The organism is Pontibacter sp. HSC-14F20 (genome assembly GCF_019599265.1).
Classification (GTDB): domain Bacteria; phylum Bacteroidota; class Bacteroidia; order Cytophagales; family Hymenobacteraceae; genus Pontibacter.
This window is the reverse complement of sequence record NZ_JAHZTC010000011.1, coordinates 24,336-51,214: the sequence shown is the minus strand read 5'-3', so window position 1 is coordinate 51,214 and position 26,879 is coordinate 24,336. Positions and strand designations below refer to the sequence as shown.

The following is a 26,879-nucleotide window of genomic DNA, read 5'->3' as shown; positions in this document are numbered from 1 at the left end:
GATGTTGGTTCCCGGTGCCGATAGGCAGCCGTTCAGATGTAGGCGTATTATGCCGGAGCCAGAGTGGCGTCCGTAAAGTGGAGATACTAAGTGATTGCAGCTATCAAACCCATTCAATTATAGCTTACCAGGAACCTACCACATTCGGCCGCTGCATTTATTCCTGCGCCATATGTTATACCTATAGTGCAGCATATTTGTTATAACAATTTAGACTTAATCTTAATATTTTTAGCAATAGAGCAAATATTAAAAGACAAATAATACAAAATCAGGTATAACTCATGCACTTCTGAGATTTTACAAAGAGCGCGTATACCTTGACATACTTAAATTGTGTAATCTGCTATTCCTACGACGCCAGGTATAGGTAAATAAACAGCGTCCTTTCAGGTATAGAAACAAAAGGCCCGCTCCTTTCGGGGCGGGCCTTTCAAATTATATGAGGTTGTGGCTTAGCTCATCAGCTGGAAAACGGCAAAAGCAGATACATAAGCCAATCCCGTCATGTAGACCAGTTGCGCCAGTGGCCACATCCAACTTTTTGTTTCGCGGCGCACAATGGCCAGCGTACTGATACACTGCATGGCAAAGGCGTAGAAGATCAGCAGCGAGAAGGCCCGCGCCGGCGTAAAGAACGGATTACCATCGGCATCTTTCTCCGACATCAGCTTATCTTTGATCGTACTTACGTTTTCTTCTTCGCCTATACTATAGATCGTCGAGATAGTGCCTACAAACACCTCGCGGGCGGCAAAGGAGGTGAGCAGCGCTATACCTATCTTCCAGTCGTAGCCCAATGGCCGGATGGCCGGCTCAATCGCCTGACCAAATTTGCCCGCGTAACTCGACTCCAGTTGGTAAGATGCTACCAGGTTATTTGTTTGCTCTTCGCCAAAGCCTTTTACTTCGGCCTCTGCTACAGCGCGCTCCTCGGCACGTTCAAAGCTATCGCCGGGACCGTACGAGGCCAGCACCCACAGGATAATAGAAACTGCCACAATGATTTTACCCGCCTCCAGCACAAAGGTCTTAGACTTCTCAAAGATAGTGAGGCCCACATTTTTCCAGCGCGGCATGCGGTATACCGGGAACTCCATGATGAAGTAGCTGCGCTCGCGGGCCCGCAGCAATACTTTGAGCAACAAGGCAGAGAAGATGGCCGACAGAAAGCCCAGAAGGTAGAGGCCCATCAGCACAATGCCCTGCAGGTTCAGGAAACCGAAGTAGTATACCTCCGGCACTACCAGCGCGATAAGTACAGTATAAACAGGTATACGGGCCGAGCAACTCATGAGCGGCGTCACGAAAATCGTAATCATCCGGTCTTTCCAGTTCTCGATCGTGCGCGCCGACATTACAGCCGGTACGGCACAAGCCACACCTGAAATAAGCGGAACCACACTTTTGCCATTCAGCCCGAACTTGCGCATGATCTTGTCCATCATGAAAGTTACGCGGGCCATGTAACCTGTTTCTTCCAGAATGGCGATGAAGGCAAATAAAATAGCGATCTGAGGTATAAAGATCAGTACACCACCCAAGCCGGCAATCACGCCCTCGGTTAACAAGTTAATCAGCGGTCCGCTAAAGTTTTCCTGAATCAAACTATTGAGTCCGGCTATACCTTCGTCGATCAGGTCCATCGGGTAGCTAGCCCAGGCAAACACCGCCTGAAACACCAGAAACAGCAAGCCCACGAAAATCAGGTAGCCGAATACACGGTGCGTCAGAATCAGGTCGAGCTTGTTGCTGAACTTCTCTTCTTCTTTCGCTTTGTTCACGCGCACGGCGTCCAGCAAAATCTCATTGATGCGCACATAGCGGGCTACGGTCTCGTTGGCCTGCGCCGTATTCGATTTAAAGTCAGCCGCATCCAGCAGTTGGGTCATCCATGCCTTGTCCTGTTCAGATAGGAAGCGTAGGTTTTTGTACTGGTGTGCATAGTGCAGCGCCAGGTAATCATTGCGAAGCGAGAAACGCTCTCTGATCTGGGCGACAAGCGGCTTCAGCTCTGCCGGAACATCAAAGAAAGACGTTTTGGTAGGAGCCAGCTGTTGCGACATCACAATTTTGAGTGCCGCTATACCTACTCCTTTACGGGCATTCATGGGTATAACCGGTACGCCCAGGTCGCGCTGCAATACCTCGATGTCGATCTTCACACCCTCGGTCTCTGCCACGTCCATCATATTGAGAGCCAGTACAGCAGGTATGCGAAGGTCGGCTAATTGCGTAAACAGCAGCAGGTTGCGCTTCAGGTTAGAAGCGTCGGCCGTGACAATAACCAGGTCAGGGGAATGTTTTGATGCCGGATCGTAGAGCAGGTCGATGATCACCCGCTCGTCGAGGGACTTGGGGTACAGGCTGTAGCTACCGGGCAGGTCAATGATCTGCGCCTTGAGTTGCGGCGTGAGCTGGCTGATACCTGTTTTTTTATCGACGGTAACACCCGGGAAGTTGCCTACCTTCTGGTTAAGGCCTGTGAGTTGATTGAAAAGTGAGGTTTTACCCGAATTCGGGTTGCCAATTAAAGCGATTCTGGCCACCGGCTGATGGACAGGCACTTGTTTGGCTTCCGGCGCTTCCGCCTCCATAGTAACAGCCATGTGGTAATAAATCTACTTCAGCAGAATGGTTTCAGCTTCGTCTAAACGGAGTGAGAGGGTATAGTCATTTACAATAATGGTAACAGGATCTCCAAAAGGGGCTTTGCTGGTCAGCTTCACTGCAGTACCCGGTATGCACCCCATTTCAAGGAGCTTAAGCGCCATCTCCGGGTCATTAAGGCTCGAAATCTCTCCGCTCTCCCCGATCTTCAGATCGCGCACACTCTTCTGTTGCTCTGATTCCTGTATCCTGTTACGCACGACTTCTCTTCTTTTATTTAGACTATTTATAAACAACTGCAAGATACAAGCTGTTCCCCGTTAATGCAAAAGAATAGGACTTATGATTTGAAGATGCGCGAATTTGGAGCTGGCTGGCCCTGATAATTTCAGAATCTGAAGAGATTGGATGGTAGAAACGTCACTCCGAGAAGAAGATACGCTTGACGCGGGCACTAACGTTGGTGAGCAGTTCGTACGGAATGGTGTCAATACGCTGCGCCAGCTCGACCAGTGTGAGTTGTGGGCCAAACACGGTCACTTCGTCGCCTACTTTGGCAGGTATACCGGTCAGGTCGATCATGCACATATCCATGCACACGTTGCCGATGATCGGAGCGCGATGCCCCTGTACGATCACCTCGCCGGCGCCATTGCTGAAGCGGCGGTCGTAGCCGTCGGCGTAACCGATAGCAATGGTGGCGATGGTCTTGTTGGTGTCAGCTATACCTTTGCGGCTGTAACCCACGGTTTCGCCCTGCCGGATATGCTTGATTTGGGAGATGGTGGTTTTGAGCGTACTAACCGGCTGCAGCGCCTCCTGCTCCGAACCCGTGGACTCTACTCCATACAGACCTATACCTAAGCGCACCATATCCAGCTGGTGCTCCGGAAAGCGAACGATGCCTGCCGAATTGAGAATATGCTTGAGCAAGGTATAGCTGAGGCGTTCTTCTACCTCAGCAGCCAACACCTTGAAGTTTTGTAGTTGCCCTTGTGAAAAATCGTCGTGCAAAGCTTCGTCGGCTCCCGCCAGGTGACTGAAAGTGCTCACCACCCGCACCTGCGGATGCTGCCTGAGCAAAGCGAAAAGTTCGTCAAAGTCTTCTCCTGTAAAACCAAGGCGGTGCATACCGGTGTCGAGTTTCAGGTGAATTTTGTAGCTGATGCCAGGCTGGGCGGTTGCGAGAAAATCGTGGAGTAACTCCAGGGAATATATCTCAGGCTCGAGGCTGTATTGGTGCAGTTTGGCCAGGCTATCCGGCGACGGATTCATGACCATGATCGGTAGCGTGATGCCTTGCTCGCGGAGGCTCACACCTTCGTCTACATAAGCCACTGCCAGGTAATCTACCCGATGAAACTGCAGCAGGTTGGCCACTTCGAAGCTACCGCTGCCGTAGGCAAAGGCTTTCACCATCACCATCAGTTTGGTGCCCGATGCCAGTTTGGAACGGTAGTAATTGAGGTTATGCACCAGCGCATCCAGGTTCACTTCCAGCACCGTGCCGTGCACCTTCTGCTGAAAAGCCTGCACAATCTTCTCGAAACCGAACACGCGCGCGCCCTTCACCAGCACCAACTCGTTGCGGAACTGCTCAGAACTGAAATGTTGCAGAAATTCGGCCGTACTGGTATAGAAGCTCGTGTCGCCGCCGAACTTAGCACCATGCGCCTGTATGATTGGCCCGATCCCGATCAGGCGCTCCACTTGGCGGGCTTTGGTCAGGGCGGCTACTTCGCTGTAGAGTTTCCCTTCAGGCATACCGGACTCCAGCAAATCGGAAAGTATAAGTGTTCGCCTCCCCCGCTTCGGCTGACTGGCCAGCAGGTCGAGGGCGATGGAAAGACCGGCCAAATCGTTGTTGTAAGTATCGTCGATGAGGTAACAGCCGTTTATGGCTTCTTTCATTTCGAGGCGCATGGCCACCGGCTGCAGTCGGTCCATTCGGTCTTGTATAGCCGTCAGGTCAGTGCCTCGTTGCAGCAGCACTGCCAGGCAGTGCAGGGCATTTTCCACGGAAGCTTCGTCTGTGAAAGGTATAGCCAGGCTGTGCTGCTCACTCTGGAAGGTATAACTCACGATGGTTTTATGGCCGGAAACAGCGCTGCCTGAGATGTGCAAATCGGCTCCCTGCTGGCGCGACCAGGTGAAGGCAGGTATACCGCTTGCCTGCACCGCCTCGTGTATTAGCTCGTGATCCAAACAATAGAAAAGCAACTCCACTCCACTGAATAGCCGCATTTTCTCCGCCACCTTCTGCCTTCTACTTGTAAAACCTTCGTCGTGGGCGCTTCCGATGTTGGTGATCAGCCCGAGTATAGGCTGTATGATTTGCTGCAGCTTCTGCATCTCGCCCGGTTGCGATATACCTGCCTCGAACAAGCCGAAGGTATGGTTCTGATCCAACTGCCAAACCGAGAGCGGCACCCCGATCTGGGAATTGTAACTACGCGGGCTCTTCACAACCAGCTCTTCCGGACTCAACAGTTGCGCCAGCCATTCCTTCACAATGGTTTTGCCGTTGCTGCCCGTGATGCCCAGCACAGGTATACGGAACTTCGTCCGGTGCCAGGCAGCTACAGCTTGTAAAGCCTCCAGACTGCTCTTTACCTGCAAAATATTCGCCTCGGGGTATAGCTGCTCCATACCTGCTGCTTCCTCCACCACAAACTGCCGCACGCCCAGCTTATAGAGCTGCTCCAGGTATACGTGCCCGTCGTTGTGGCGACCCCTAATGGCAAAAAACAGCGTGCCCGCCGGCTGCGAAAGTTTTCGGCTGTCGGTGAGCAGGTGCACCACGGGGCTGTCCTGCAGCTGTTGCAACACGGCACCTCCTGTAATGGCTTGAAGCTGGTGAAAGCTGAGCATACAATTTAATTTAAAGCTCAAAGATAATGTTTCAGACGAAGGGTTGTGATGAGCTGCAAATAATTAAACCGGCCGGTAATTGATGTCAAAACACGGATATCGAAACCTATATAGCAGCTTTTTCAAAATCAAAACGATACATTTGCGCTCTTTTATATTGAAATGGAAACAACGAACACCAAACCATACTACGCAGCAGGTATAGCGGCCTTCGTCATCTGGGGCTTTATACCTTTCCCGCTCAAGGCCCTGGCCGACTACCCAAGCGGGCAAATCCTGTTCTTCCGGGTAGCGCTATCGGTCCTGCTGCTACTGTTTATCACAGTGCTTTTCCGCCGAAAAAAACTAATGGAGACGCTTGCGCTGGTGAAGGCCGCGCCTGCACGAGAAGCACGCAGGTTCATGCTTTTCACTTTTCTGGGTGGTTCGCTGCTGACCATCAACTGGCTGACGTTTATTTACGTGATCAACCATATCAACATCCAGACGGGCTCGTTCTCATACCTGCTCTGCCCCATCCTGACGGCCGTGCTGGGTTTTGCTTTGCTGAAGGAAGAACTGCGGGTGAACCAGTGGGTAGCCATCGGGCTGAGTGCGCTGAGCTGCGTGCTGATCGGAACGGGTGAACTGACGAGTCTGCTGTTTAGTCTGTTGATCGCGTTGAGCTATGCTTTTTACCTGATCACTCAGCGCATCCTCAAGGTATACGACAAGATCGTGCTGCTCACGCTGCAGCTTTTACTCTCTTTTGTGTTCATTGCGCCGTTTTACGAGCAACTCAAAGGGAGTTCTGGGGTCGTGCTGGATGGCCATTTTTTCCTGATGACAGGTATACTGAGCGCTGTCTTCACGGTGCTGCCGCTGTTTCTGAACCTCTATGCTCTCAAAGAACTCACGTCCGGCACCATCGGTATCCTGATGTACATCAACCCGATCCTCAACTTTGTTGTCGCGTTCATGTACTTCAACGAAGAGACCACGGCGGTAAAAGTAGCGGCCTATGTACTCATCTTTATCTCCGTGATCATCTACAACATCAATCTGAAAGGCCGCAAGAAAACGGGCGCCGGTCTGGTCATCCCACCGGTCGGTACTACGGCTGTGGTGAAATAGACTATACCTGCCAAAAACAAAGAGGCCATACCCGATCTTTTCAGGTATGGCCTCTTTTTATGAGTTGCTATTTACTGTCCTTCTCTGCTGCCATCCGCACCCCGGTTGGGTTGGGTCTCGATCTTAGGTCGCTGGTTTGGGTTTTCCTGTAGCTGTCTTTGCTTGTCGAGCTCTACCCGCTGGCGTGCCACAGAGTCTACGTTGGATGGCAGGTTGCCAAAGCGGTCGGCCTGCTCCCCTGTTTCAGCCGTGTCACCGATGGGTGCTGGGCGTGGCTTGGTCAGGTTTTGTGTGGACTCGCTTTTGTTCGTGATAGCTTCGGAGGTACTGGTGTCATCTACGGGGTCCGACTGCGGTCTTTCGCCGCAACTGGTGCCCAATACCGCTACCACCGCCACTGCCAACCCTGTTTTAAGTATATCTGATAACTTCTTCATAGTCGTTTCAAAATGATTAGTTCAAGTCTATTTTTTAACGGCCAATTTGTGTGTTTGGTTATAAAACAGCTTTTATACCAGCGCTATACCTTAAAATCCAAAACCAAACCGCACACCGGAATGCACTTTCTGCCGCTCCTGAAACGAAGTAAAAAAATCGACACGCAGTACTTTGAAGATGTGCTCTATACCTAAGCCCAGCTCCAGGTAGTTTTCTGATTCGCGTGTGTTAAGGTAGTGCAGACTCACCACCTCCTGCCACTTGAGCTTGCGGAAGAGCGGTATTTTATTGAACAGGAAACCATTGAAGTGGTGCTCGTAGTGCCCTTCGAAGTAACGGTTGCTGGTGCTATACCTGTAGTAGTCGAGGAGTTGGAAGCCGGTGTACACGCCCGCGAAAATGGTGCGGTTGCCGTTAAAATGGCGATAATCCATCAGCTGCATATTCTCTTTGCCCCAGAAAGTGCCTCCCGTAAAGCTGTACTCACTGCTGCCCAGCAGGCCCAGACTGAAGTCGTCGGAAATGCGCAACGCCAAGGTGGTATACCTCACATCGCCCCCCAGCGCTTTTAGACCTCCCCGATAGCCCAGCGAAAAAGTAGGCCAGCGCGAGCCGATATTGATCTTGCGGTCGGGTCGGGAGATGTAGTTCATGCCCGGCCGGAAAGCCACCGTAAAAGCAGCTGTCAGTGCTTGATTCGGCTCGAAAGATGCATCGGCCAGTTCTGCATTTTCAGGCACGTTGGACATAAAGTCACCGCTGCTGCTTTCCCGGAAAGTATAGCCAGTAGAATTCTCCAGCGGCATGCGGTGCGAATAATCAAGCGAGGTCAGGATGGTGACGCCGTTCAAAATTTCGGAGCGGTAGTTTATCCGGGCGTAGTCGCGCTGGTAGAGTTTGAGGTAATTGCGCTGCATCAGCAAGGTATAAACCGTGTTGGCAAATGGCGAGATCGGGTTAGTGGAGTTGATCTGGTCCACGAAGCGGCCACCTTCTACCGAAACCGAACTCCGTTTGATAGGATTATAGGTATAGCTCAGACGCAGTTTGGCGTTAAGTTTCTCATTGGCGAATCCGTAACGGATGGTCGGCTCTATCTCGTAATAGCGGCGGTCCTCAAAATTCTGCCGGTACTCCATGCCCACGTTCGCCACCACACCCTCTACGGTATTGTATTGCAGTACACTCGATCCGCCCGTCAGACTCAGCAACGGATCTATCCGGAAGGTGCGACGTTCGTAGGTGTTGCTGTAGGTATAGCCGCGCGTAAAAAAGCTGCCAAAGGTCGGCTTGTTGCGGATGCGGTCCACGGAATCTTTGTATACCCTTGACTCGCGGATGACCTCCAGACTGTCTTTACGCTGGTAGTCGATTTGTTCTTCCTCGGTGAGCGGTACCGGCCGGATCTCGGCCCAATAAGCCGAGTCGCGGGTGTTTGCTTCTTTCTCCACAACCAGCACTTCGCGGCTGAAGAGTTTTTCGTCGTGTATGGCAGGCTGCTCTTCGGGTGTGGCCTCTTTCGGTTCGATCACCCGGGCACGCTGTCGTCGCGCAGGCTTTACTTCCACTGCCATGGCATCTTCCACCACCTCCGGCTCCGGCTCCACCACCGTAGGCGGACGGCTGTAAGCGGGCTGCACCTTATACCTGGAGTACACGCCTGTAGCATAGCCTCCGCCTTTAAAGCCAAGCCCCGAGGCCTCGAACGTAAAGCGCTGTGATACCGGCATCCAGACATGGTCCTGCACCGGCGCGTATACCTGCCGCACCCGGATAAAATCGACAAAATCTATACCTGCATTTTTGGTGAGCGTGAGGTCAGTGCTGTGAATGCGCCAGGTACCGTCTACAATATAAATGCTTCCCTGAAACACAGGATCGTTCTTCCGCCTCGGGATGACTTTGATCTTGTTGATGGTGCGCCCGTTTTCCTCGAATGTACCCTGGTACTCGAAGCGGTAAAAGAAAAGTGCATTGTTGGCCAGCGGTGACACAAAACCCCGCTCACTCAGCCCTTGTACTTTGAGCAAATTATCATAAAAGCTGATGTTCATCTCCGAAGCCTGGTTAAAGCTGAAGCCCTGTTTCTTGCCGCTCACTTTAGAGGAGATCACCCGCTCGTTCACCTTATTGGGCTTCTTAAAATGCAGCTCCGACACCGACTCCGACAGGTATACGATGCCCGTATCCACATCCACTACCCGCACGCCGAGCACCTTACCGGGCACTTTGTCCATGCGAGCCAAGCCTTTCATGTATACCCGGGCGCTCCAGGCATTCACTTCGTCGCGATGGTATTTGCGGAGCCGGATGGCGTTGCGCATGATGCCGTAAGCCGGGTCTTCATCGGCCGCTTTCACCACCACTTCTTTCAAGTTAAGCACCTCCGGCAACAACTGCACGTTCAGTTCCTGCGCGCCGTCGCCTACGGTCACGGTTTCGATGCGGGCTCTATACCCGACATACTTAAATTCTAAGGTATAGGTGCCGGCCGGGAGTTGCAGTTGGTAATTGCCCTGGTCGTTGGAAGCAGTACCACTGGAAGTTTCTTTGATGTAGATGCTAGCGAAAGGTAAGCCCTGGTTGTTCTCGTCGGTGATGCGCCCACGCAGTGTTCCCGCCAAGGTAATGGCCGGCAACAGGTATAGCAGGAAAAGTAAGAAAACAGGGCGCATGTAAGTAGACTCTTGTCTTGAATGTAAGGCTTTACAATTTAAGAACTAACGACAAAACCCGCCCATCGTGTTTAGCTTTTTTAGAATTTAAGCCCGCTAAGCACTTTGCTGGTATAGGTTTTACATTGCCATGCCTCATTGTCATCTTGCAGAAGTCCAGGCAGCGTGTGCCGAAGCCTTAACCTCCGCTATACCTTCGGCAGCTTCGTTTCGTGAGCCTCAATCTCTCGCCGCGACAGGCGATTTTTGTAGCGCACGTTCAGCACCACTCCCACCAACACGAGCCCCATACCTACATAAGTTGCCAGCTCGAAATGCTCATCAAACAAAATAAAGCCTAGCGAAAGCGCGTAGATAATGCCGATGTAATTGAGATTGGCGACTTTGGAGATTTCCTCTGCCTGATACGACATGGTCATGTAGTACTGCCCGAGCTGGGTCAGTACACCCACCATCAGCAGGATGCCCCAGTCCCATCCTTCGGGCTGCACCCAGTTGAAAATGGAGTAGATGCCCGAGATCGGCAGGGCCACCAGCGGAAAGTAAAACACGATCACCAACGGATGCTCCCGTATGTTGAGGCGCCGAATGAAGTTGTATGCCAGCCCGGAGAAAACAGCACTCAGCACCCCCAGCCACACATAGAAGGAATCGGCACTGGCGTCAAGCCCTTCGATGATCAGGATGCCGGCAAAAGATACGGCAAAGAATACCCACTGCCAGGGCTTTACCTTCTCTTTCACAATAAAAATGCCCATGATCGTGGTGAAGATAGGGGAAAGGTACTGCAGGGTAGCCGCCGTGGCCAGCGGTATATTCTGCAGTGTATTAAAGAACAGCATCAGCGCTATAGCCCCGGCCGCACCACGGGCAATCAGGAGGCCGTAGTTGGTCCCCCATACCCTCACCCGCTTACTGCGCAGTACCACATAACTCATCACTAACGACACTACCGATCGGAACAAAATCACCTCGATGGCAGGTATATGCGGCACCATTTTCACGCACACGTTCATGAGCGAAAAAAACAGCGTCGACATCAGCATGTACCTGACTCCTTTTGAAAACATAAACCAGCATTATAGATTGGCTTTACAAAGGTGAGCGGAATAAGGTTTAGTTGTGTGATTTAATTGTCAGAATCAGATTGAGTATGTCTGATTTGAGCCTATACGAAGGTGCTTGTTGCTATACCTGACAGAACCACAACTACGGCACCGTTAAAAATTAACTCCGAGAAAGCTTATCTTTGAGTAAGCATTCAACTTTTCCCGCAACTCTTTGGCACCTGCGCGTGTTTTAAACAGGAGCAAAACGAACGATTTGGAACGACAGAAGAAACAGAAAACCTATACCCCGAAAGAGGCCCTGATTAAGGCGGCCGCTTACTGTGCTTACCAGGAACGTACGCAGCAGGAGGTGCGCACCAAACTCTATACCTATGGCCTGGAACCTGACGATGTAGAGGAAATTATTGTCCGGCTGGGTCAGGAGAAAATGCTGGATGAGGAGCGCTACGCACAGGCCTATGTGCGGGGTAAGTACGGTCTCAAGAAATGGGGGCGCCGCAAGATCACACAAGGCCTCAAGGCCAAAGGCATCTCGGACTACTGCATCAAGCAGGGCCTAAAGGAAATTGATTACGAGGTATATGAGCAAAACCTGCTACAGCTTCTTGAGAAGAAAAACGCCACCGAAAAAGAAAAGAACCCCTTCGCCCGCCGCCAGAAACTCACTTATTACCTCGTCAGCAAAGGCTATGAAAATGATTTGGTGCAGGATGCGCTGAAGAATTTGGAAGGTTAGGAATTGAAATTAGCGATGTTACAGCGTAACGTCGTGTTGGGAGGGTAGATGCCGACATGGTCAGGCATACACACTGCCTATCTGTAATGATAGGTCAGTACCTTCCCGAATCGTGGACGGTGTAATTGGCTGAATCTGTAGATAGGCTCCCTACCCCAAGAATTTACAGAATTGAAGGATTCAAATGATGGAGCTTACTGCCTTTCAAATTTCCTGCTCTGTCGTCAGGTGCACGTGCGGGTAGATTGCGACCTGTCACTACAAGCGAAATTGCTCTCCAAAATAATTAACACTGGCTCTGACATTTAACGCCTTAACAATCGAAAAATCAAATCACCTCTTCCCTGGCATTTCCGGGTTCTGGATACGTCGCTGTGGCACCAGCACGACTTTACGGCCGGTTATTTCCTCTAAAATTGGCTTCAGCACCTTCTCCGCATTTACCTGCGTCTGGCGCAGGATGCCGGAGTTGATGGCAGCTTCTTTTACATTGGATTCAGCGTAGCGGTAGCTTTCCTGCACCAGATCGGCATCCTGGAAATAGGTGTTCTCCTTTGAAAAAACTTTGGACTTGCTATGATCTATCTTGTAATAGCAAAGTTCGGGTTCCGGTAAACTGATCTGCACCAGCGAATCCCCCTGGAAAAGGATGTCCTGTTCGGTCAGTTTGGTAAAGTCGATACAGCCGACGGCCTCTCCCGTCACGATCAGCACCACCTTGGAATTGGGCACCCAGCGCGATACATTTTTCTCGTACTCCACTACGTCTTTAAAATTATAGCGCACCAATTCCATCTTCCCGAGCTCTTCTACAGTGGTTAGGATGGTGTTGTGATTCACGATGACTTCAGGTTGTTTCTCATCGGGGCCAAAGGTGTCTTTCACTTGTCGCCAGACGTACCAGCCCACTACGAGCAGCAGGATGAAGGGCAGCAGGCGGAACAAAGATCGGATAAGGGGCATGAGCAGCTTTTTGTCGGTTGTGATAACTACGGTCTACACAGCAATTATGGTGCTAAAGTTCAAATCAGTTACAGGGCTATACCCAGCCTTTCCTGAAAACCGGCATTGCCCTGCAGTCCGCCGGTATGCACCGCCACAATGCGACTGCCTTTCGGGAAGTAGCCTTTCCGGATCAGATCAACCAGGCCATAAAACATCTTGCCGGTATAAACAGGCTCCAGCGGCAGCTGGTGCTCCTGCTGAAAGCTGCGCATAAAGTCCAGCAATTCCGGTTTTACCTTAGCATAGCCACCGAAATGATAATCTGTGATCAGTTGCCAGTTATCGTAGTAGTGCCCGTTATATCTGTCGATCAGTTGCTCGATTTCCTCCTTTAGGAATTCTCCACCCTTCAAAGCCGGAAAGCCTACCACCTGCCTTTTGCCCTCAAGTCCGGCGATGATCCCGGCCAGAGTGCCGCCCGTGCCGCTGGCGCAGCAGATGTAGTCGTAGTCGATGGGGATGTCTGCCACAATTTCAGTGCAGCCTTTCACGGCCAGGGCATTGGTGCCGCCTTCAGGTATAATGTAAGGATTTCTAAACTGGTCGGACAGTTGTGTCAGGTATACGGGGTCAGACTTTTGCCGATAAGCTTCACGAGAAAGGTAGTGCAGTTCCATACCTGCCGAAGTGGCAAACGTGAGTGTGGGATTGAGCGGCAGGTGCTCCTCTCCCCTGAGGATGCCAATGGTCTTGAAACCAAATTCCTGCCCTGCCGCCGCTACTGCCGCGATATGATTGGAGTAGGCCCCGCCAAAAGTCAGTAGCATGTCGTGTTGCAACTGCTTTGCCTCCTGCAGGTTGTACTTGATTTTGCGCCACTTATTGCCCGAGATGGTAGGATGCAACAGATCCTCCCGCTTTACCCAAAGCGCTATACCTTGCTCCTCCCAAAGCGGACTGTGCAGTTGTTGCAGCGGTGCTTCCATGTGGCTTAAAACAAAGGCCCCGATTTACAAAACCGGAGCCTCAATTTATACGATCACTTCTTTTTCTACTTCCTCAGGCTTGCGGCGCATCCCGTAAAAAATAGCACCACCTATAACTATGAGCAGCAAAATAGACGAGATCAATGAGATGGTATTACCTAAGGTATAAGAACTCGGCTCAAACTTGAACTCGATGGTGTGTTTTCCGGCCGGCACTTCCATGGCCCGCAGGATGTAGTTTACTCGTATGTGGTCCACCGGTTGCCCGTCCAGGTAGGCTTGCCAGCCATCTTCATAATATATCTCAGAGAACACTGCCAGACCAGCCTGCGCTGCATTCACCGCATAGGTCAGGGCGTTTGGCTTATAGTCAGTCAACTCGATGGTAGAGCCCTCGGTATTGTAGCTGGAGGCAGAAGTCTTGAACTTCGACACGTCCATCACAGCGGTCGTACTGGCGTCCAGTCCGTTCAGTGCTTCAATTTCTTCATCCGGATTATTCACCGTTTTCACCTCGCTCACAAACCAGGCATTGCCCAGTGCGCCCGGCACGCGCTGCACCGGCTGCTGTTGGTCGCCTGTGATCACGTAGCGGGTATTGAGCATGCGCAGCACCTCCAGGTTATTTTGGGCGATGTGGCGGTCTATTACATCCTGGTAGCGGCGCAACTTGGCACCATGGTAACCACCTACCGACTTATGGAAGTACGAAGTACGGGCATCGTTAAACGGGTTTGGCAGGTATAGCACACGGTAGTGCGGGTCTTTGTCCTGCAGGATCATCTGGTCGGCTTTGGTCGGCTGGAAGTGCTTCTCCACCACACGTTTCTCAAAGTCGCCGTCGTTGAGGTAGCGCTTGTTCACGCTCCACAGGTCCACGAGTATCAGCAAACCTATACCTGCCATCGCCATAGTGGCCGACAGCTTATTTTTCAGATACAGGTATAGCAGTCCGAAGGCCAGCGCAATAAAGACAAATGCCCGTAGGGCATCGGAGCGCATCATGCTTTCGCGGTCGGCACGAATGGCGTCGAGCGGGAAGTAAGACTGCTGCAACTGCGCATCCACGGCACCTACGAAGCTGGCTGATCCGGCAAACAGCCATACCAGCAAGCAGACACCGGCGGTTATACCTGCTGAGATCATCAGTTTTCTGTCCAGATCTTTGATCAGATGGCGATCGCGGATGACTTTGTAAAGCGCCAGAATACCTAGTAGCGGCATCGTGATCTGCGCAATAATTAGTGCCGATGAAACCGCCCTGAACTTGTTGTAGCCCGGAAAGTAGTCGAACATGAAGTAGTTGAAAACCTCAAAATTCTTGCCCCAGGCCAGCACAATCGACAGGATAGTAGCGCCCAGAAGCCAGATGCGGGTAGGTTTATGGACGATGAAAAGGCCCAATACGAAAAGGAAGACGACAATCGCCCCTACGTATACCGGACCGCTCGTCATGGGCTGCGGCCCCCAGTAAGTTGGCAAGCCCTGCTCGAGCGCCTGCTCTGCCTGCACCGATGGCATCCCCAGACCCAGTAGCGCCTGGTAGCTTTGGGAGTCCTTGTCAAGGCGGGTGTTACTACTGCTTCCACCATAGAAGTCAGGTATAAGCAATGTCATGGTTTCGCCCACACCGTAGCTCCAGTTGAAAGCATAGTCGCGGTCAAGGCCGCTGGAGGTTTTGTCGCCGCTGTTGGCCACACTCAGCTCGGACTTGCCGCGTATACTGTGCTGGCTGTACTCGGCCACGGTATAGAGTCTGCCGAAGTTCACGCCCACCGCCAGCACAGCCGCTATACCTAGTACCAGCCCGCGCTTGATCAGGTCGGCAATTCTTCCCTCCTTGATGGCATAGATCAGCTCTACTACCATCCAAACCAGCACCATCAGGAGCATGTAATAGGTCATCTGGAGGTGGTTGAAGTGCAGGTTGAGCGTGAGTGCCAATGAAAAAATGGCTGCCCCTATCCAGACGTTCCGCCTCAGGGCATAGAACATGCCAGCCACTACTAGTGGGATGTAGGCAATGGTGAGTGACTTGGTATTGTGGCCCGCCTCCAGAATGATGAAGTTATAGGACGTGAAGGCAATGGCAATGGCACCGATAATGGATACCCAGGTGTTGAGCCGCAACGTCACCAGCAAAATGTAGGCGCAGAGCAGCGTAATAAAGATATTGCCCGCCATAGCCGGCATATTGAAGGTCAGAATGCTATGGATGTAGCCCGATAAGTCCCCGGAATAACGAGTGTTGATCAGGTACGAAGGCATGCCGCTGAACATGGAGTTGGTCCAGAGGGTTTCTTCGCCGGTGGCCTCGCGGTAGTCTTGTATCTCTTTGGCGCCGCCCTTAAACTGGAGAATGTCATGCTGCGCCATCGCCTTGCCCTCAAACAGGACTGGGGCAAAGTAAACGGCGGTAAGAGCAAGGAAAATCAGGATCGCGATGATATGCGGAAGCACATCGCGCTTAAAGTCAATAGAAGCTGTCATATCTTTCAAGAAACCTTAGAGCATGTTTAAAATTCATCCTTTACGCTGCAAACTGCTCATAACTGAACCTGACATTATGCTTTTCTCGTCACATAGCGCTGCTATGCAACTCTAAAAACATTGCGTCAGAACCCATTCTGACCATCTTTCGCTTGCAAAAACGAAATTTAAATATGCTCTTTGAATAGAGCTGAAAGATAGGCTTTTTATTTTATTTCTTCATAATCGACGTACTGGCCGCCATTGAAATCCTTGCGGTCAGGCTGCTCCGGCACATAGTCGATCTTGACATCACCCTGTCGCCTGCCATTGCTATTTGTTTGCGGTTCAGGACGTGGCTGATTCATGTTAGAATAGAAGAAAGTGCCGTTGCGCAGACTCTTCTTCACAAAGAAAGCCAGTAGCCAGCGAAACAGGAATGGGGCTACCATTCGGATGAAAAAGATAACGAGTAGGGTAACAAATATGAATTTGATCATGATAGTCGGTTAAGGTATAGCCAGCATATGGCCAGCTACTTGTTAACAAAAACAGTACCTGTTCAGATACAATTCCCCTGCCAAAAAGTTTTTGCCTGCCATTTCGGCGGGGCTCATGCAAAGATAATGATTTTGGAATCGGCTTGAAAATGGGAATATGAGTGGATACACCTTGCTCTCGTCCTAAATACTCTCGGGATGTGAGTTATAGAGAGGATTGTGGTCGCCTTTAAATTGTCTGAATAAGGATTTTCAGGATTTCCATGCATAATTAACCTGCCTCTCTCAAGAGGAGGATTTCTGCTGTTAATACTTTACGGGTATAGGCACTATTGTAAAAGTCATGCACCACTGGCAGGTATAGCAAGACATCCTTGTACAGAAACTACGAAGATATAGCTTTGCCAAGTGCACCTAAATGACGCTCCACTGTTGGGGGTGAAGGGGTCCCCCTGTCAAGAGCGTTCAGCGAGTGGGGGTAGGGGGCCTCGATTTGGAGGGTCTTGACTTTTTTGCCTACTGGGGGTAGGGGCCCTCGATTTTTTTGTCAAGAAAAAAAATAGGTGCCAGCCGCACAGGCGAAGCTATAAAACAACATAGGACGCTATACCTGCAAAAGCCACCGCTATAGCCAGAGGTTATCGAAAACACACTTCTACTATACCACTAAAAACAAAAACCCTCTCCTTTTCAGAAGAGGGTTTTTACAAATTCTTAGGCAGCCACTAAACGCTCAGGTATAGATTGCGCTCGGAATATACCTTCACAAAGTAATCGTCCTGCAGATTGTCGATAAAGTAGATCGCCTCACCTGTAGACTTCATTTCAGGGCCGAGCTCCTTGTTCACTTCCGGGAACTTGCTGTGAGAGAATACCGGCACTTTGATAGCGTAACCTTCCTTGTGCGGATTGAAATTGAAGTCCTTCACCTTCTTCTCGCCCAGCATAATCTTCGTCGCATAGTTGATGTATGGCTCGCGGTAGGCCTTTGCAATGAAAGGTATGGTACGCGACGCACGCGGGTTCGCCTCAATCACGTATACCTCTTCATTTTTCACGGCAAACTGTATGTTGATGATACCTACCGTATCCAGTGCCAGTGCGATGCGCTTGGTATAGTCTTCGATCTTTTTGATCACGTTTTCGCTTAGGTCGAACGGAGGCAATACTGCATAAGAGTCGCCGGAGTGGATACCGGCCGGCTCGATGTGCTCCATAATACCGCAGATGTGCACGTCCTCGCCGTCGCTGATTGCGTCGGCCTCTGCCTCTATGGCATGGTCGAGGAAGTGATCGAGCAATACCTGGTTGCCCGGGTGGTCTTTGAGCAGGTCAATTACGTGGGCTTCGAGTTCTTTCTCGTTGATCACGATCTTCATGCTCTGGCCACCGAGTACGTAGCTCGGGCGCACCAGCAGCGGGAACTTCAACGTTTTGCACTGCTCCAGTGCCTCTTCAGCTGTCTCGATCACGCCGAACGGAGGGTATGGTATCCCAAGGTCGCGCAGCATTGAAGAGAACGAACCGCGGTCTTCAGCCAAATCCAGGGCTTTGTAGCTCGTACCGATTACCTTAATACCGTAGCGGTCCAGTTTCTCGGCCAGTTTCAGAGCTGTTTGTCCGCCCAATTGAACGATTACACCTTCCGGCTTTTCGTGCAGGATGATGTCGTAGATGTGCTCCCAGAATACAGGCTCGAAGTACAGCTTGTCAGCAATGTCGAAGTCCGTCGAAACCGTTTCCGGGTTACAGTTAATCATAATAGTTTCGTAGCCGCACTCCTTGGCCGCCAGCACCCCGTGCACGCAGCTGTAGTCGAACTCTATACCTTGGCCGATGCGGTTAGGACCGGAACCAAGCACCACGATCTTCTTCTTGTCTGTTACTACGCTTTCGTTTTCACCGTCGAAGGTGCTGTAGAAGTATGGCGTTATGGCTTCAAACTCAGCGGCGCAGGTATCCACCATTTTGTAAACACGCTGTATACCCAGCTCCATACGCACGGCATGCACCTCGCTTTCAAGACAGCGCAGAATGTGTGCGATCTGGCGGTCAGCGTAACCTTTCACTTTCGCTTCACGCAGCAGTTCGCCTGGCAGGGTTGCTAAAGTATATTTCTCCATCTCCTTCTCCAGCATGTCGATTTCTTCGATCTGCGACAAGAACCACGGGTCAATCTTGGTCAGGTTCTGGATGGTGCTGGTAGGTATACCGATGCGCATGGCATCTTTGATGCAAAACAAACGGTTCCAACTTGGGTTCTTCAGGTTGTAGACCAACTCGTTGTAGTCCGTCATTTCCTTACCATCGGCACCAAGGCCGTTGCGCTTGATCTCGAGGCTCTGGCAGGCTTTCTGCAGCGCCTCCTGGAAGGTTCGGCCGATGCCCATTACCTCGCCCACAGACTTCATCTGAAGACCCAGCGTGCGGTTAGCGCCTTTAAACTTGTCAAAGTTCCAGCGTGGTATTTTTACAATCACATAGTCCAGCGCCGGCTCGAAATAAGCTGAAGTGGTCTTGGTGATGGCGTTTTTCAATTCATCAAGATTGTAACCGATGGCCAGCTTGGCGGCAATCTTCGCGATTGGGTAACCAGTGGCTTTAGAGGCCAGTGCCGAAGAGCGGGAAACGCGTGGGTTGATCTCGATGGCGATGATGGTATCGTCTTCCGGGTTCACCGAGAACTGCACGTTACAGCCGCCGGCAAACTGCCCGATGCCGTTCATCATTTTGATGGCCAGATCGCGCATTTGCTGGTAAATGGTATCCGGGAGGGTCATGGCTGGCGCTACGGTAATGGAGTCGCCGGTGTGCACGCCCATCGGGTCGAAGTTCTCGATAGAACAGATGATGATGACGTTGCCAATGTTATCGCGGAGCAGCTCCAGTTCGTACTCTTTCCAACCCATGATGCTCTGCTCCACCAGCACCTCGTGTGTAGGCGAAGCGTGCAGGCCGCGGGTCAGGGCTGCGTCGAACTCCTCAGGGGTATTAACAAAACCGCCCCCCGTACCTCCAAGGGTAAACGAAGGGCGAATAACGAGTGGAAAACCGATTTCCTGCGCTATCTCTTTTCCTTCTAGGAACGAGGTAGCTGTTTCTCCTTTGCAAACATTTACCCCGAGCTCGAGCATTTTCAAACGGAACTGCTCGCGGTCTTCGGTGGTTTCGATGGCTTTAATGTCCACCCCGATGATGCGAACGCCGTATTTTTCCCAGATACCGGCCTTATCGCACTCGATAGCCAGGTTCAGGGCTGTTTGTCCGCCCATGGTAGGCAGCACGGCGTCGATCTTATGTTTCTCCAGAATCTCAATGATGTACTTCTTCTCAAGTGGCTTGAGGTACACATTATCCGCTGTTACACTATCGGTCATGATAGTGGCGGGGTTTGAGTTGATGAGCGTCACTTCGATGCCTTCTTCACGAAGGGAGCGTGCCGCTTGCGAACCGGAATAGTCAAACTCGCAGGCCTGGCCAATAACGATGGGGCCAGAACCAATAATCAGAACGGATTTAATACTGGTGTCTTTAGGCATTTGCTTGGGTAGGTATAAATTGCCCAAAGTTACCGCAAAATGTTCGTGCTCACAAACGAAAAATACACCCGATCAGCATCTTTTTATAACACAGGCTGCTTGCTATACCTGTACCAAAACCTGTTGCAGCGTGTTAATCGCCCTCCTCGAGCACAAAAAGCTCATTTACGGTCAGGCCAAACAGGTTCGACATTTTAAGGGCGAGCAAGGTGGAAGGCAGGTATTTATTTTTCTCGATGGCATTGATGGTCTGCCGGGTGACGCCCAGGGCTTCAGCCAGCTGCTCCTGCGTCATATCTTTTTTAGCCCGCTCTACCTTAATGTTATTCCGCATCAGCTTCGAGGGCTTTTCGGGTTTGGTGTAGCTTATACCTGAAAGAGCCATAGGTATAAATAAGCAGCAGCATAAGCGCCCCTAACATTCCGCCGATATCAGGCATCTCAATAGTCGCGCCTCGCAGTAGCCTAAATGCGTTGTAAAATAAAGGAAGCATCAGGATACCGATTATCAGGTAGAAAACACCGTTCATAAACGCCTGGTAGCGCAGATGCCGCACCATTTCATCTTCTTCCTTTTCTTGTGAGAAATTAAGCAGCGCCAGTCCGATAATGATAGGGTAATAAACCATTGGGTTATTCCATTCTGTGAAAAAAGTTTTTGTGTCTGTCACTATACCTAGCCCAATGAGCGCGAGGGTTAGCAGCATCATGAGGGGTATACCGACAATGAGCACTAAAATACCATAGCGCTTATACCTGTGTGGCAGCAGTTTTACTTGTGGCAACATCTCTTTCATAGTTTTTATTATATGTACGATTCTATTTACTAAAAGTAAAATATATTTTACATAAAGCCAATACTTTTTTACATACCTGAATAATATTCTCTCCGATAAGCGTTCTAAACAAGGCGCAAAAAAGAGATTCTTGGTGGCTGATAAGGTTGTTATGGCCCATACCTATGCTGTATACCTGACGCATTGACTGCGGTGCATTTATTGAATAATACCATAGAAATGAAGCAACACGATACGCTAACACACGGTATACACAAACCTTGCACGCCCGATACGTACACAAGGTATAATCTAACCTATACAACCATGGAAACACCACGCGAAGACGATATCATAACCAACTCCGATGAAAGCGAGCGTCTGCCTGACGAAAACCCGGAGCCACTTGAAGGTGTCAAAAAAGAAGAGCGCGACATTATAGACGCTGAGCCGGAAGGCGTAGAAGAAGGAGGCAATGTCGCAGCCAAAAAAGAGGAAGACACCCGCAAACTGGACGGCAGTAACGCTAATAATTTAAGAACGAAATAAGAAGTTATTTACCATAGAAGCCGCAAAATGCCAGCATCTCCTGCTGTTATTTTGCGGCTTTTTCCTTTCCTATTGAAGCAGTAGAAGACATCAAAACCAGAAGCAACAGATACAATTATCAGCTCCCATAAAAAACAGGATAAGGACTGCATAATATAGAGTTACTGCAATATTTAGATAGCTTTATTTTATTGTTAAAAGATTGATTATACCATAATTATTCACTATCATTAGGCTGGGATTCACCGGTTTAACACCATATATTATGGTTTACTTCCAAACAGATTATCTGCTCGTAGAGTACCATGCGGCTAGCCATGTGCTGCTGAGTCAATGGTATGGAAAATGCAGCAGTCTGCAGTACAGGCAGGCGCTTATCAGACTCATCAGGCTGGCCCGTGAATTGGGAGTGCCGTATGCTATTACGGACAGCCGCCTACTCACCCCACTCGACCCCGATGACCTGGCTTGGACCCGTGATGTATACACGCAGGCTTTCAGCCAGCTCCCGCTCAGGCGTTCTGCATCTCTCAAACCCTTCGACCCAGCTGCCAACCGCCAGTTCCAGCAGTTGTTTGCCAGCAAATCCTCCCCGCTCCCCTTCGAAACCCGGGAGTTCGACGACCTCACCTCTGCTTACGACTGGCTCATTTCTGAGGAATAAGAAGCATTTCCTGGTTTTGCCCGTCACATCCAAAACAGGTAGCTATCCGTTTTCGAGGCTTTATTTTATCCGCTCCCGCCACAACCAGCTATAATAAATTGCTTATATTGGTAGGTTAAACACAGGCACATTTCCCGGTGAGGTACGCCTACACACCCGAAAAGCGCATATGCTATACCTTGTTTTAAAGCTGATCTTACGCACGGGCCTGTGGGTGTTCTTCCGGAGGTTTGTGGTGCGCAACCGCCACCTGATGCCAGCGCGTGGTCCGCTGCTTGTTGTAGCCAACCACCCCAACACGTTCATGGATCCGATCGTGATCGCCTCGCTGCTTCCCCAGCAGGTATACTTCATCGCCAAGAGCACCGTCTTCAGTTCTCCACTGCATAACTGGCTGCTCCACCACATGAACCTGATCCCGATTAACCGCAGAGAAGACCAGCCAAACGAACCTGTAGATAATGAAGCCACGTTCAAAGCCAGCTACCAAGCGCTGGAAGCTCAGAAAACGCTGCTTATCTTTCCGGAGGGGACCAGCTTTAATGAACGGCGCCTGCGCAAGCTCAAGACAGGCACGGCCCGAATGGCGCTGAGTGCTGTAGAGCTTCTGGCGGAGGTGGCTGACTTGCAGATACTCCCGGTAGGTCTCAACTATTCCGACCCTACCCGCTTCCGAAGTGATGTGTTTGTGAATGTGGGCAAACCCATTGCGGTAGCTTCATACCTGTCCCGTTACCGGCACGACGGGAAAAGTACTGTCAACGAACTGACCGATCACATACGGCAACAGCTGGAAAAATTGATCGTGATAACACCTTCTGACGACGAGGATATACTCATACGGCAGATCGAGGACGTATACAAAGGAAGGCTGGCCGCAGAAACACCTATTGCAGCACCCCGCCACGTGCGCGACTTTCTGCTGACAAGGGCTATTGCGAAAGGCCTGGCTTACTTCCTGGAAACACAACCGGTGCGGGTGGAGCACTTTCAAAATAAAATACGGGCATACACCCGTCAGCTTCAGGAACTGGACCTGCAGCACCTCCCCACTGTGGAGGAAAACAACGTACTGCTCCGTCAGACGCTCGCTCGCACTGTGCTGCTGACACTCACTATGCCGCTATACCTGTACGGGCTTATCAACAATTACCTGGCTTATATTATACCTTCCAAAGTAGCCGACGTGCTTACGCAGGAACAGGAGTTCAGGGCGCCGATCATGTTGTCGGTGGGCATCTTTTCGTTTCCGTTGCTGTATACACTCCAGGCCTATACCTTGTGGCACTTCTGTCCCAATGCCCTATACCTGTTGCTATACCTGATCAGCCTGCCGCTATCGGGTTTTCTGGCATTGCGCTACTGGAATACATTGCTGCGCGTGCGGGAACACTGGCTGCTGCTGCGCCTCTTTATGAGCAACAGCCCGGTGGCAGAAAGCCTGAAACGGCAGCAACAGGAGTTAATAGAAAAACTGGAAAGCGCCAGAAAAGAGTACCTCCACCAGCAAAACGACAGCCAGAGCACCGGGTAAGATTACCTCCGATTCGTTTGGTTATACCTGAATATTTGTCCCGGGAGCCCTGTATTTAGTAACAAAGCAGGATTTATCCGGTCTATTTCCCCAAAAAAACTATCCAAATAGCACTAGTTCCGTAAATAGGATACTGAAATCTAATTTTTACAGTATTACAAACTTAAGGACTATGAAAAAGACATTTGTAAACATGCTTGCGCTATCGTTTGTAGCAGCAACGGTAATGACCGGTTGTGCAGATACCACTACCACCGGTACTGATGCAACAGATACCGATATGAATGGTACAACTACTGGTACAACAACTACGGGCTCAACTACCGGGACAACGACCGGGACAACGACAGGTACTACAACTGGAACGACTACCGGAACTACGACTGGCACTACTACTGGTACGACCACAGGTACTACAACTGGAACGACGACTGGAACAACAACTGGTACGACTACCGGAACTACTACTGGTACGACTACCGGAACTACTACTGGTACGACTACCGGAACTACTACTGGTACGACTACCGGAACTACAACTGGTACGACTACCGGAACTACAACTGGTACGACTACCGGAACTACAACTGGTACGACTACCGGAACTACAACTGGTACGACTACAGGCACAACCACAGGCACAACCACAGGCACTACTACTGGTACTACCACAGGCACTACAACTGGAACGACAACTATGGGCACTACTCCCCGATAGGAGGTATACTTAGACACTGTAAGTAAAAAGGCAAGCACCTACTGGGGCCTTGCCTTTTTGCTTTTTTAACTATAACCCTCGCTTAACACCATGCATCAACTGCAACAATACCTGCGCCGTGTTTTTACAGTTGACCTGCGAGCCCTGGCCATCATGCGCATTTGGGTAGCTGGCATTATTATAACTGACCTGGCTATACGTACCACAGACCTCGAGGCACACTACTCCAACATGGGTGTACTGCCGCTGCATGTGCTGCATCAGTTTGGCTGGCATCCCTACCATTTTTCCTTCCATACCCTGAGCGGACTCTGGCAGGTGCAGGCCGTGCTTTTTCTGATCGCTGCCGTGTTTGCTGTTTGCTTGCTACTTGGATACAAGACGCGCACCGCCACCATCGTCAGCTGGGTACTGCTCGTATCGCTCCAAAACCGAAATACATTTATAGCACAAGGCGGTGATGACCTGCTCCGTATGCTGCTCTTTTGGGGTATGTTTCTGCCATGGGGAAAATGTTACAGCTACGATGCAACCAAGGCTCCTAAGCTTGGGCTGCAGCAAACCAGCTACTTCAGTGCGGCAACAGTAGCTTACATCATGCAGATTTTTCTGGTTTACTTCTGCACGGCTTTGCTCAAAAGCTCACCGGAGTGGAGCATCGACGGTACCGCACTCTACTACGCCCTCAGCCTTGACCAGATTTTGATGCCGGTAGGCAAACTCATATACCCTTACCCGGAATTACTCCGGTTCCTGACGCTCACTACCTGGTACACTGAACTGCTGCTTCCTTTCCTGCTGCTTATTCCTTTCTACAATCATGTATGGCGGCTTGTGGTGGTGGGGGTGCTGTTCATGTTCCATATTGGTATCAGCCTGACCCTGTTTGTCGGTTTGTTTTACCTCATCAATATTGCCTCTATTTCGGGTCTGCTCCCACCTCAGGCCATGAATTGGGTAGAGAAAAAGTTTCTGACATCATTCAGGAGGCCGTTTTCCGGTCAGTTCCAGCGCATTTTCAGAAGCTTTAAAAGCCCGGCCCAACTGCGACTACAGATTAGTATGCAGAAGCCGCTGCTTTCTAAGAATCAGTTGCAATACGTTCGTGAAGGTTTGGTGACTTTCGTGTTAATCTACTGCATCTGGTGGAACCTGGCGGGAGCAACTACACGGGTGCCTGCCATGCCGGACTCCACCACCTGGTTTGGCAGCCTGCTACGTGTTGACCAGCGCTGGGGTATGTTTGCACCGGCCGTTTTTAAGGACGATGGGTGGTATGTGCTGGAGGGCCAGGCAGCCAATGGTCAGCTTATCGATTTGAACCGTGAGGGGAAAGAGGCAGATTACGCCAAACCGACCTCTGTTGTGAGCATGTTTAAGAATGACCGCTGGCGGAAGTATTCCGAAAATTACCTGTTCGTGCAATTTGCTTTCTTAAGGCCCTACTACTGCAATTACCTGGTGCGCCGCTGGAACGAGGCTCATCCGGACAATCCTGTAAAAGAACTGCAAGTGGTATATATGAAAGAATTTACACTTCCTGATTACCAGCCGGTTACTCCCCAAAAAGAAGTGCTCTGCATCTGCGCCAATCTACCAGAGTAGACTCAGCACAAATACAGAGCACAATACGAAACCACTATCTCCGGTCTCAGCAATTTTTTTCGTCGCAGGCAAGTGTGCTGCCCACGGCAGCGGCAACCAGCCCACCCATCAGGTATAGCCCCACTGTCATGGCACGGGTACTGTTGGTGCGGTTACTCGGGTCAGTGCCCAAGCCCATGGGGCCGGGCAATAGCACAGCACCTGCCCCAGCTCCGGCTCCCAGAAGACTGCCCCGCAACCAGCTATCTTTGCCGGCTCCGGCCAAGCTGTAGTAAAGTGAGTTTGAAACCACATCGCCTACCATCGCCCAGGTACGCAGGGCACCTCCTTCAGGCGGCTGTGCACCCGCTTTTTTCATGATCTTTGAAATGGCCCGCATGCCCAGCACATCCATACGGGGCGCTTCAGGCACAAGTCTGCGCAGGGTTTCATGTGCAATTGTTAAGGCAACGGCCCCTGCCAGACCGCCCACCAATGCTTTGCTTACTTCCATAGTATTCGCTTCTTCATAGAGTTATTAAGGTCAGTTTTGTTGCTATACGCAGGACTTGCCTGTTGGCTATACCTACATGAAACAAAAAGCCGGGCTGATCACCCGGCTTTTTGCCATGTAGTTCTATAAACGGAGCAATTAGCGGTTGCTTCCGAGGTTTTTATTCAGGTTTTTGTTCAGCTTGTTCTGAGAGCTGGCTCCTTTAGAGCTCATATTGCCTGATTTGTTTTTGTTCATCGAGTTCATGGCTACCCAGCCTGCGCCCAGCGCCAGCAAAGAGCCGCCGACTACTTTTTGCGTAGTACTCAGGCCGTTCACTTTGTTCATGGTGTTGTTGCCAAACTCCTGCAGCTTGCCTGTCAGGTTATCCAGGTTCTCCTTCTTGAAAGTGTCCATCCAACCCGACTTGCCTGAAGAGCCTGACTGGTTGCTTCCAGATAAGTTTCTGGCAGAAGACTGACTGCTGCTACCCATATTTGAAGCTGAGGACTGGCTGGAGCCCATGTTCGATATATTTGACTGTGAGCTGCTCTGAGCTGTTGGATTCTGATTCGATTGCGAATTCTTATTCGTTCTATTTTCCATAGG

General features: G+C 50.7%; 22 protein-coding genes. 7 read left to right on the top strand and 15 right to left on the bottom strand.

What is annotated here, in order from left to right; genetic code table 11:
• Positions 1–455: 455 nt before the first annotated feature.
• From feoB to K3G39_RS12200, 3 genes are all read right to left on the bottom strand, one after another.
• Positions 456–2,609 carry a ferrous iron transport protein B gene (gene feoB, locus K3G39_RS12210; RefSeq protein ID WP_220626457.1) on the bottom strand — a complete coding sequence of 718 codons (2,154 nt, stop codon included), beginning with the start codon at positions 2,607–2,609 and terminating at the stop codon, positions 456–458.
• A gap of 12 nt (positions 2,610–2,621) precedes the next feature.
• Complete coding sequence (locus K3G39_RS12205) at positions 2,622–2,870, bottom strand: FeoA family protein (protein WP_220626456.1); 249 nt, start codon at positions 2,868–2,870, stop codon at positions 2,622–2,624.
• Between the two features lie 160 nt (positions 2,871–3,030).
• Positions 3,031–5,481 carry a bifunctional UDP-N-acetylmuramoyl-tripeptide:D-alanyl-D-alanine ligase/alanine racemase gene (locus K3G39_RS12200; RefSeq protein ID WP_220626455.1) on the bottom strand — a complete coding sequence of 817 codons (2,451 nt, stop codon included), beginning with the start codon at positions 5,479–5,481 and terminating at the stop codon, positions 3,031–3,033.
• 162 nt (positions 5,482–5,643) lie between these two features.
• Between K3G39_RS12200 and K3G39_RS12195 the strand changes: the two genes are divergently transcribed.
• On the top strand, positions 5,644–6,594 hold the full coding sequence (locus tag K3G39_RS12195; RefSeq protein ID WP_220626454.1) for an EamA family transporter: 951 nt from the start codon (positions 5,644–5,646) through the stop codon (positions 6,592–6,594).
• Positions 6,595–6,665: 71 nt separating this feature from the next.
• Here the strand turns inward: K3G39_RS12195 and K3G39_RS12190 are convergent, their stop codons facing one another.
• The 3 genes from K3G39_RS12190 to K3G39_RS12180 form a co-directional block, all read right to left on the bottom strand.
• Positions 6,666–7,031 carry a hypothetical protein gene (locus K3G39_RS12190; protein ID WP_220626453.1) on the bottom strand — a complete coding sequence of 122 codons (366 nt, stop codon included), beginning with the start codon at positions 7,029–7,031 and terminating at the stop codon, positions 6,666–6,668.
• A 90-nt stretch (positions 7,032–7,121) separates the two neighbouring features.
• Positions 7,122–9,707, bottom strand: a complete 2,586-nt coding sequence (locus tag K3G39_RS12185) for a DUF5686 and carboxypeptidase regulatory-like domain-containing protein (RefSeq protein ID WP_220626452.1) — start codon at positions 9,705–9,707, stop codon at positions 7,122–7,124.
• Positions 9,708–9,895: 188 nt separating this feature from the next.
• Positions 9,896–10,777, bottom strand: a complete 882-nt coding sequence (locus tag K3G39_RS12180; protein ID WP_220626451.1) for a DMT family transporter — start codon at positions 10,775–10,777, stop codon at positions 9,896–9,898.
• Between the two features lie 253 nt (positions 10,778–11,030).
• Between K3G39_RS12180 and K3G39_RS12175 the strand changes: the two genes are divergently transcribed.
• Entirely contained in the window at positions 11,031–11,513 is a 483-nt protein-coding gene (locus tag K3G39_RS12175) for a regulatory protein RecX (RefSeq protein ID WP_220626450.1), read from the top strand.
• 333 nt (positions 11,514–11,846) lie between these two features.
• Here K3G39_RS12175 and K3G39_RS12170 read toward each other — a convergent pair whose 3' ends face one another.
• From K3G39_RS12170 to K3G39_RS12140, 7 genes are all read right to left on the bottom strand, one after another.
• Positions 11,847–12,476 (bottom strand): DUF4230 domain-containing protein, encoded by a 630-nt coding sequence (locus K3G39_RS12170; RefSeq protein WP_220626449.1) that lies wholly within the window; start codon positions 12,474–12,476, stop codon positions 11,847–11,849.
• Positions 12,477–12,544: 68 nt separating this feature from the next.
• A complete protein-coding gene (locus K3G39_RS12165; protein WP_220626448.1) occupies positions 12,545–13,444 on the bottom strand; it encodes a 1-aminocyclopropane-1-carboxylate deaminase/D-cysteine desulfhydrase in 900 nt (299 codons plus the stop codon).
• Positions 13,445–13,489: 45 nt separating this feature from the next.
• A complete protein-coding gene (locus K3G39_RS12160; protein WP_220626447.1) occupies positions 13,490–15,934 on the bottom strand; it encodes a YfhO family protein in 2,445 nt (814 codons plus the stop codon).
• A gap of 206 nt (positions 15,935–16,140) precedes the next feature.
• Positions 16,141–16,413: a DUF4834 family protein gene (locus K3G39_RS12155; protein ID WP_220626446.1), complete on the bottom strand. Its 273-nt coding sequence runs from the start codon at positions 16,411–16,413 to the stop codon at positions 16,141–16,143.
• Between the two features lie 725 nt (positions 16,414–17,138).
• On the bottom strand, positions 17,139–19,952 hold the full coding sequence (gene carB / locus K3G39_RS12150; protein ID WP_220626445.1) for a carbamoyl-phosphate synthase large subunit: 2,814 nt from the start codon (positions 19,950–19,952) through the stop codon (positions 17,139–17,141).
• Positions 19,953–20,085: 133 nt separating this feature from the next.
• Positions 20,086–20,286, bottom strand: coding sequence for a helix-turn-helix transcriptional regulator (locus K3G39_RS12145; protein ID WP_304610123.1), 201 nt, complete (start codon positions 20,284–20,286; stop codon positions 20,086–20,088).
• On the bottom strand, positions 20,276–20,749 hold the full coding sequence (locus K3G39_RS12140; protein ID WP_220626444.1) for a hypothetical protein: 474 nt from the start codon (positions 20,747–20,749) through the stop codon (positions 20,276–20,278). The genes K3G39_RS12145 and K3G39_RS12140 overlap by 11 nt, the downstream gene beginning before the upstream one ends.
• A gap of 306 nt (positions 20,750–21,055) precedes the next feature.
• On the opposite strand from K3G39_RS12140, the gene K3G39_RS12135 reads away from it, so the two are divergent.
• From K3G39_RS12135 to K3G39_RS12115, 5 genes are all read left to right on the top strand, one after another.
• The gene (locus K3G39_RS12135; protein WP_220626443.1) at positions 21,056–21,277 is read left to right on the top strand and encodes a hypothetical protein; all 222 of its coding nucleotides are present in this window, start codon (positions 21,056–21,058) and stop codon (positions 21,275–21,277) included.
• A 265-nt stretch (positions 21,278–21,542) separates the two neighbouring features.
• Entirely contained in the window at positions 21,543–21,941 is a 399-nt protein-coding gene (locus K3G39_RS12130; protein ID WP_220626442.1) for a hypothetical protein, read from the top strand.
• Positions 21,942–22,110: 169 nt separating this feature from the next.
• Positions 22,111–23,475 carry a lysophospholipid acyltransferase family protein gene (locus K3G39_RS12125; protein WP_220626441.1) on the top strand — a complete coding sequence of 455 codons (1,365 nt, stop codon included), beginning with the start codon at positions 22,111–22,113 and terminating at the stop codon, positions 23,473–23,475.
• A gap of 172 nt (positions 23,476–23,647) precedes the next feature.
• On the top strand, positions 23,648–24,193 hold the full coding sequence (locus K3G39_RS12120) for a hypothetical protein (protein ID WP_220626440.1): 546 nt from the start codon (positions 23,648–23,650) through the stop codon (positions 24,191–24,193).
• A 90-nt stretch (positions 24,194–24,283) separates the two neighbouring features.
• Positions 24,284–25,798, top strand: a complete 1,515-nt coding sequence (locus K3G39_RS12115; RefSeq protein WP_220626439.1) for an HTTM domain-containing protein — start codon at positions 24,284–24,286, stop codon at positions 25,796–25,798.
• 46 nt (positions 25,799–25,844) lie between these two features.
• Here K3G39_RS12115 and K3G39_RS12110 read toward each other — a convergent pair whose 3' ends face one another.
• Positions 25,845–26,291: a hypothetical protein gene (locus tag K3G39_RS12110; RefSeq protein WP_220626438.1), complete on the bottom strand. Its 447-nt coding sequence runs from the start codon at positions 26,289–26,291 to the stop codon at positions 25,845–25,847.
• Positions 26,292–26,429: 138 nt separating this feature from the next.
• The gene (locus tag K3G39_RS12105; RefSeq protein ID WP_220626437.1) at positions 26,430–26,876 is read right to left on the bottom strand and encodes a hypothetical protein; all 447 of its coding nucleotides are present in this window, start codon (positions 26,874–26,876) and stop codon (positions 26,430–26,432) included.
• Positions 26,877–26,879 lie beyond the last annotated feature (3 nt).

Coding starts and splice junctions, on each gene's coding strand:
- K3G39_RS12170 (WP_220626449.1), bottom strand. CDS start 12,476: ATGCCCCTTATCCGATCTTTGTTCCGCCTGCTGCCCTTCATCCTGCTG.
- K3G39_RS12140 (WP_220626444.1), bottom strand. CDS start 20,749: ATGAAAGAGATGTTGCCACAAGTAAAACTGCTGCCACACAGGTATAAG.
- K3G39_RS12115 (WP_220626439.1), top strand. CDS start 24,284: ATGCATCAACTGCAACAATACCTGCGCCGTGTTTTTACAGTTGACCTG.
- K3G39_RS12145 (WP_304610123.1), bottom strand. CDS start 20,286: ATGCGGAATAACATTAAGGTAGAGCGGGCTAAAAAAGATATGACGCAG.
- K3G39_RS12195 (WP_220626454.1), top strand. CDS start 5,644: ATGGAAACAACGAACACCAAACCATACTACGCAGCAGGTATAGCGGCC.
- K3G39_RS12190 (WP_220626453.1), bottom strand. CDS start 7,031: ATGAAGAAGTTATCAGATATACTTAAAACAGGGTTGGCAGTGGCGGTG.
- K3G39_RS12125 (WP_220626441.1), top strand. CDS start 22,111: ATGCTATACCTTGTTTTAAAGCTGATCTTACGCACGGGCCTGTGGGTG.
- K3G39_RS12180 (WP_220626451.1), bottom strand. CDS start 10,777: ATGTTTTCAAAAGGAGTCAGGTACATGCTGATGTCGACGCTGTTTTTT.
- feoB (WP_220626457.1), bottom strand. CDS start 2,609: ATGGCTGTTACTATGGAGGCGGAAGCGCCGGAAGCCAAACAAGTGCCT.
- K3G39_RS12105 (WP_220626437.1), bottom strand. CDS start 26,876: ATGGAAAATAGAACGAATAAGAATTCGCAATCGAATCAGAATCCAACA.
- K3G39_RS12120 (WP_220626440.1), top strand. CDS start 23,648: ATGAAAAAGACATTTGTAAACATGCTTGCGCTATCGTTTGTAGCAGCA.
- K3G39_RS12165 (WP_220626448.1), bottom strand. CDS start 13,444: ATGGAAGCACCGCTGCAACAACTGCACAGTCCGCTTTGGGAGGAGCAA.
- K3G39_RS12110 (WP_220626438.1), bottom strand. CDS start 26,291: ATGGAAGTAAGCAAAGCATTGGTGGGCGGTCTGGCAGGGGCCGTTGCC.
- K3G39_RS12155 (WP_220626446.1), bottom strand. CDS start 16,413: ATGATCAAATTCATATTTGTTACCCTACTCGTTATCTTTTTCATCCGA.
- K3G39_RS12135 (WP_220626443.1), top strand. CDS start 21,056: ATGGAAACACCACGCGAAGACGATATCATAACCAACTCCGATGAAAGC.
- K3G39_RS12160 (WP_220626447.1), bottom strand. CDS start 15,934: ATGACAGCTTCTATTGACTTTAAGCGCGATGTGCTTCCGCATATCATC.
- K3G39_RS12200 (WP_220626455.1), bottom strand. CDS start 5,481: ATGCTCAGCTTTCACCAGCTTCAAGCCATTACAGGAGGTGCCGTGTTG.
- carB (WP_220626445.1), bottom strand. CDS start 19,952: ATGCCTAAAGACACCAGTATTAAATCCGTTCTGATTATTGGTTCTGGC.
- K3G39_RS12185 (WP_220626452.1), bottom strand. CDS start 9,707: ATGCGCCCTGTTTTCTTACTTTTCCTGCTATACCTGTTGCCGGCCATT.
- K3G39_RS12130 (WP_220626442.1), top strand. CDS start 21,543: ATGGTTTACTTCCAAACAGATTATCTGCTCGTAGAGTACCATGCGGCT.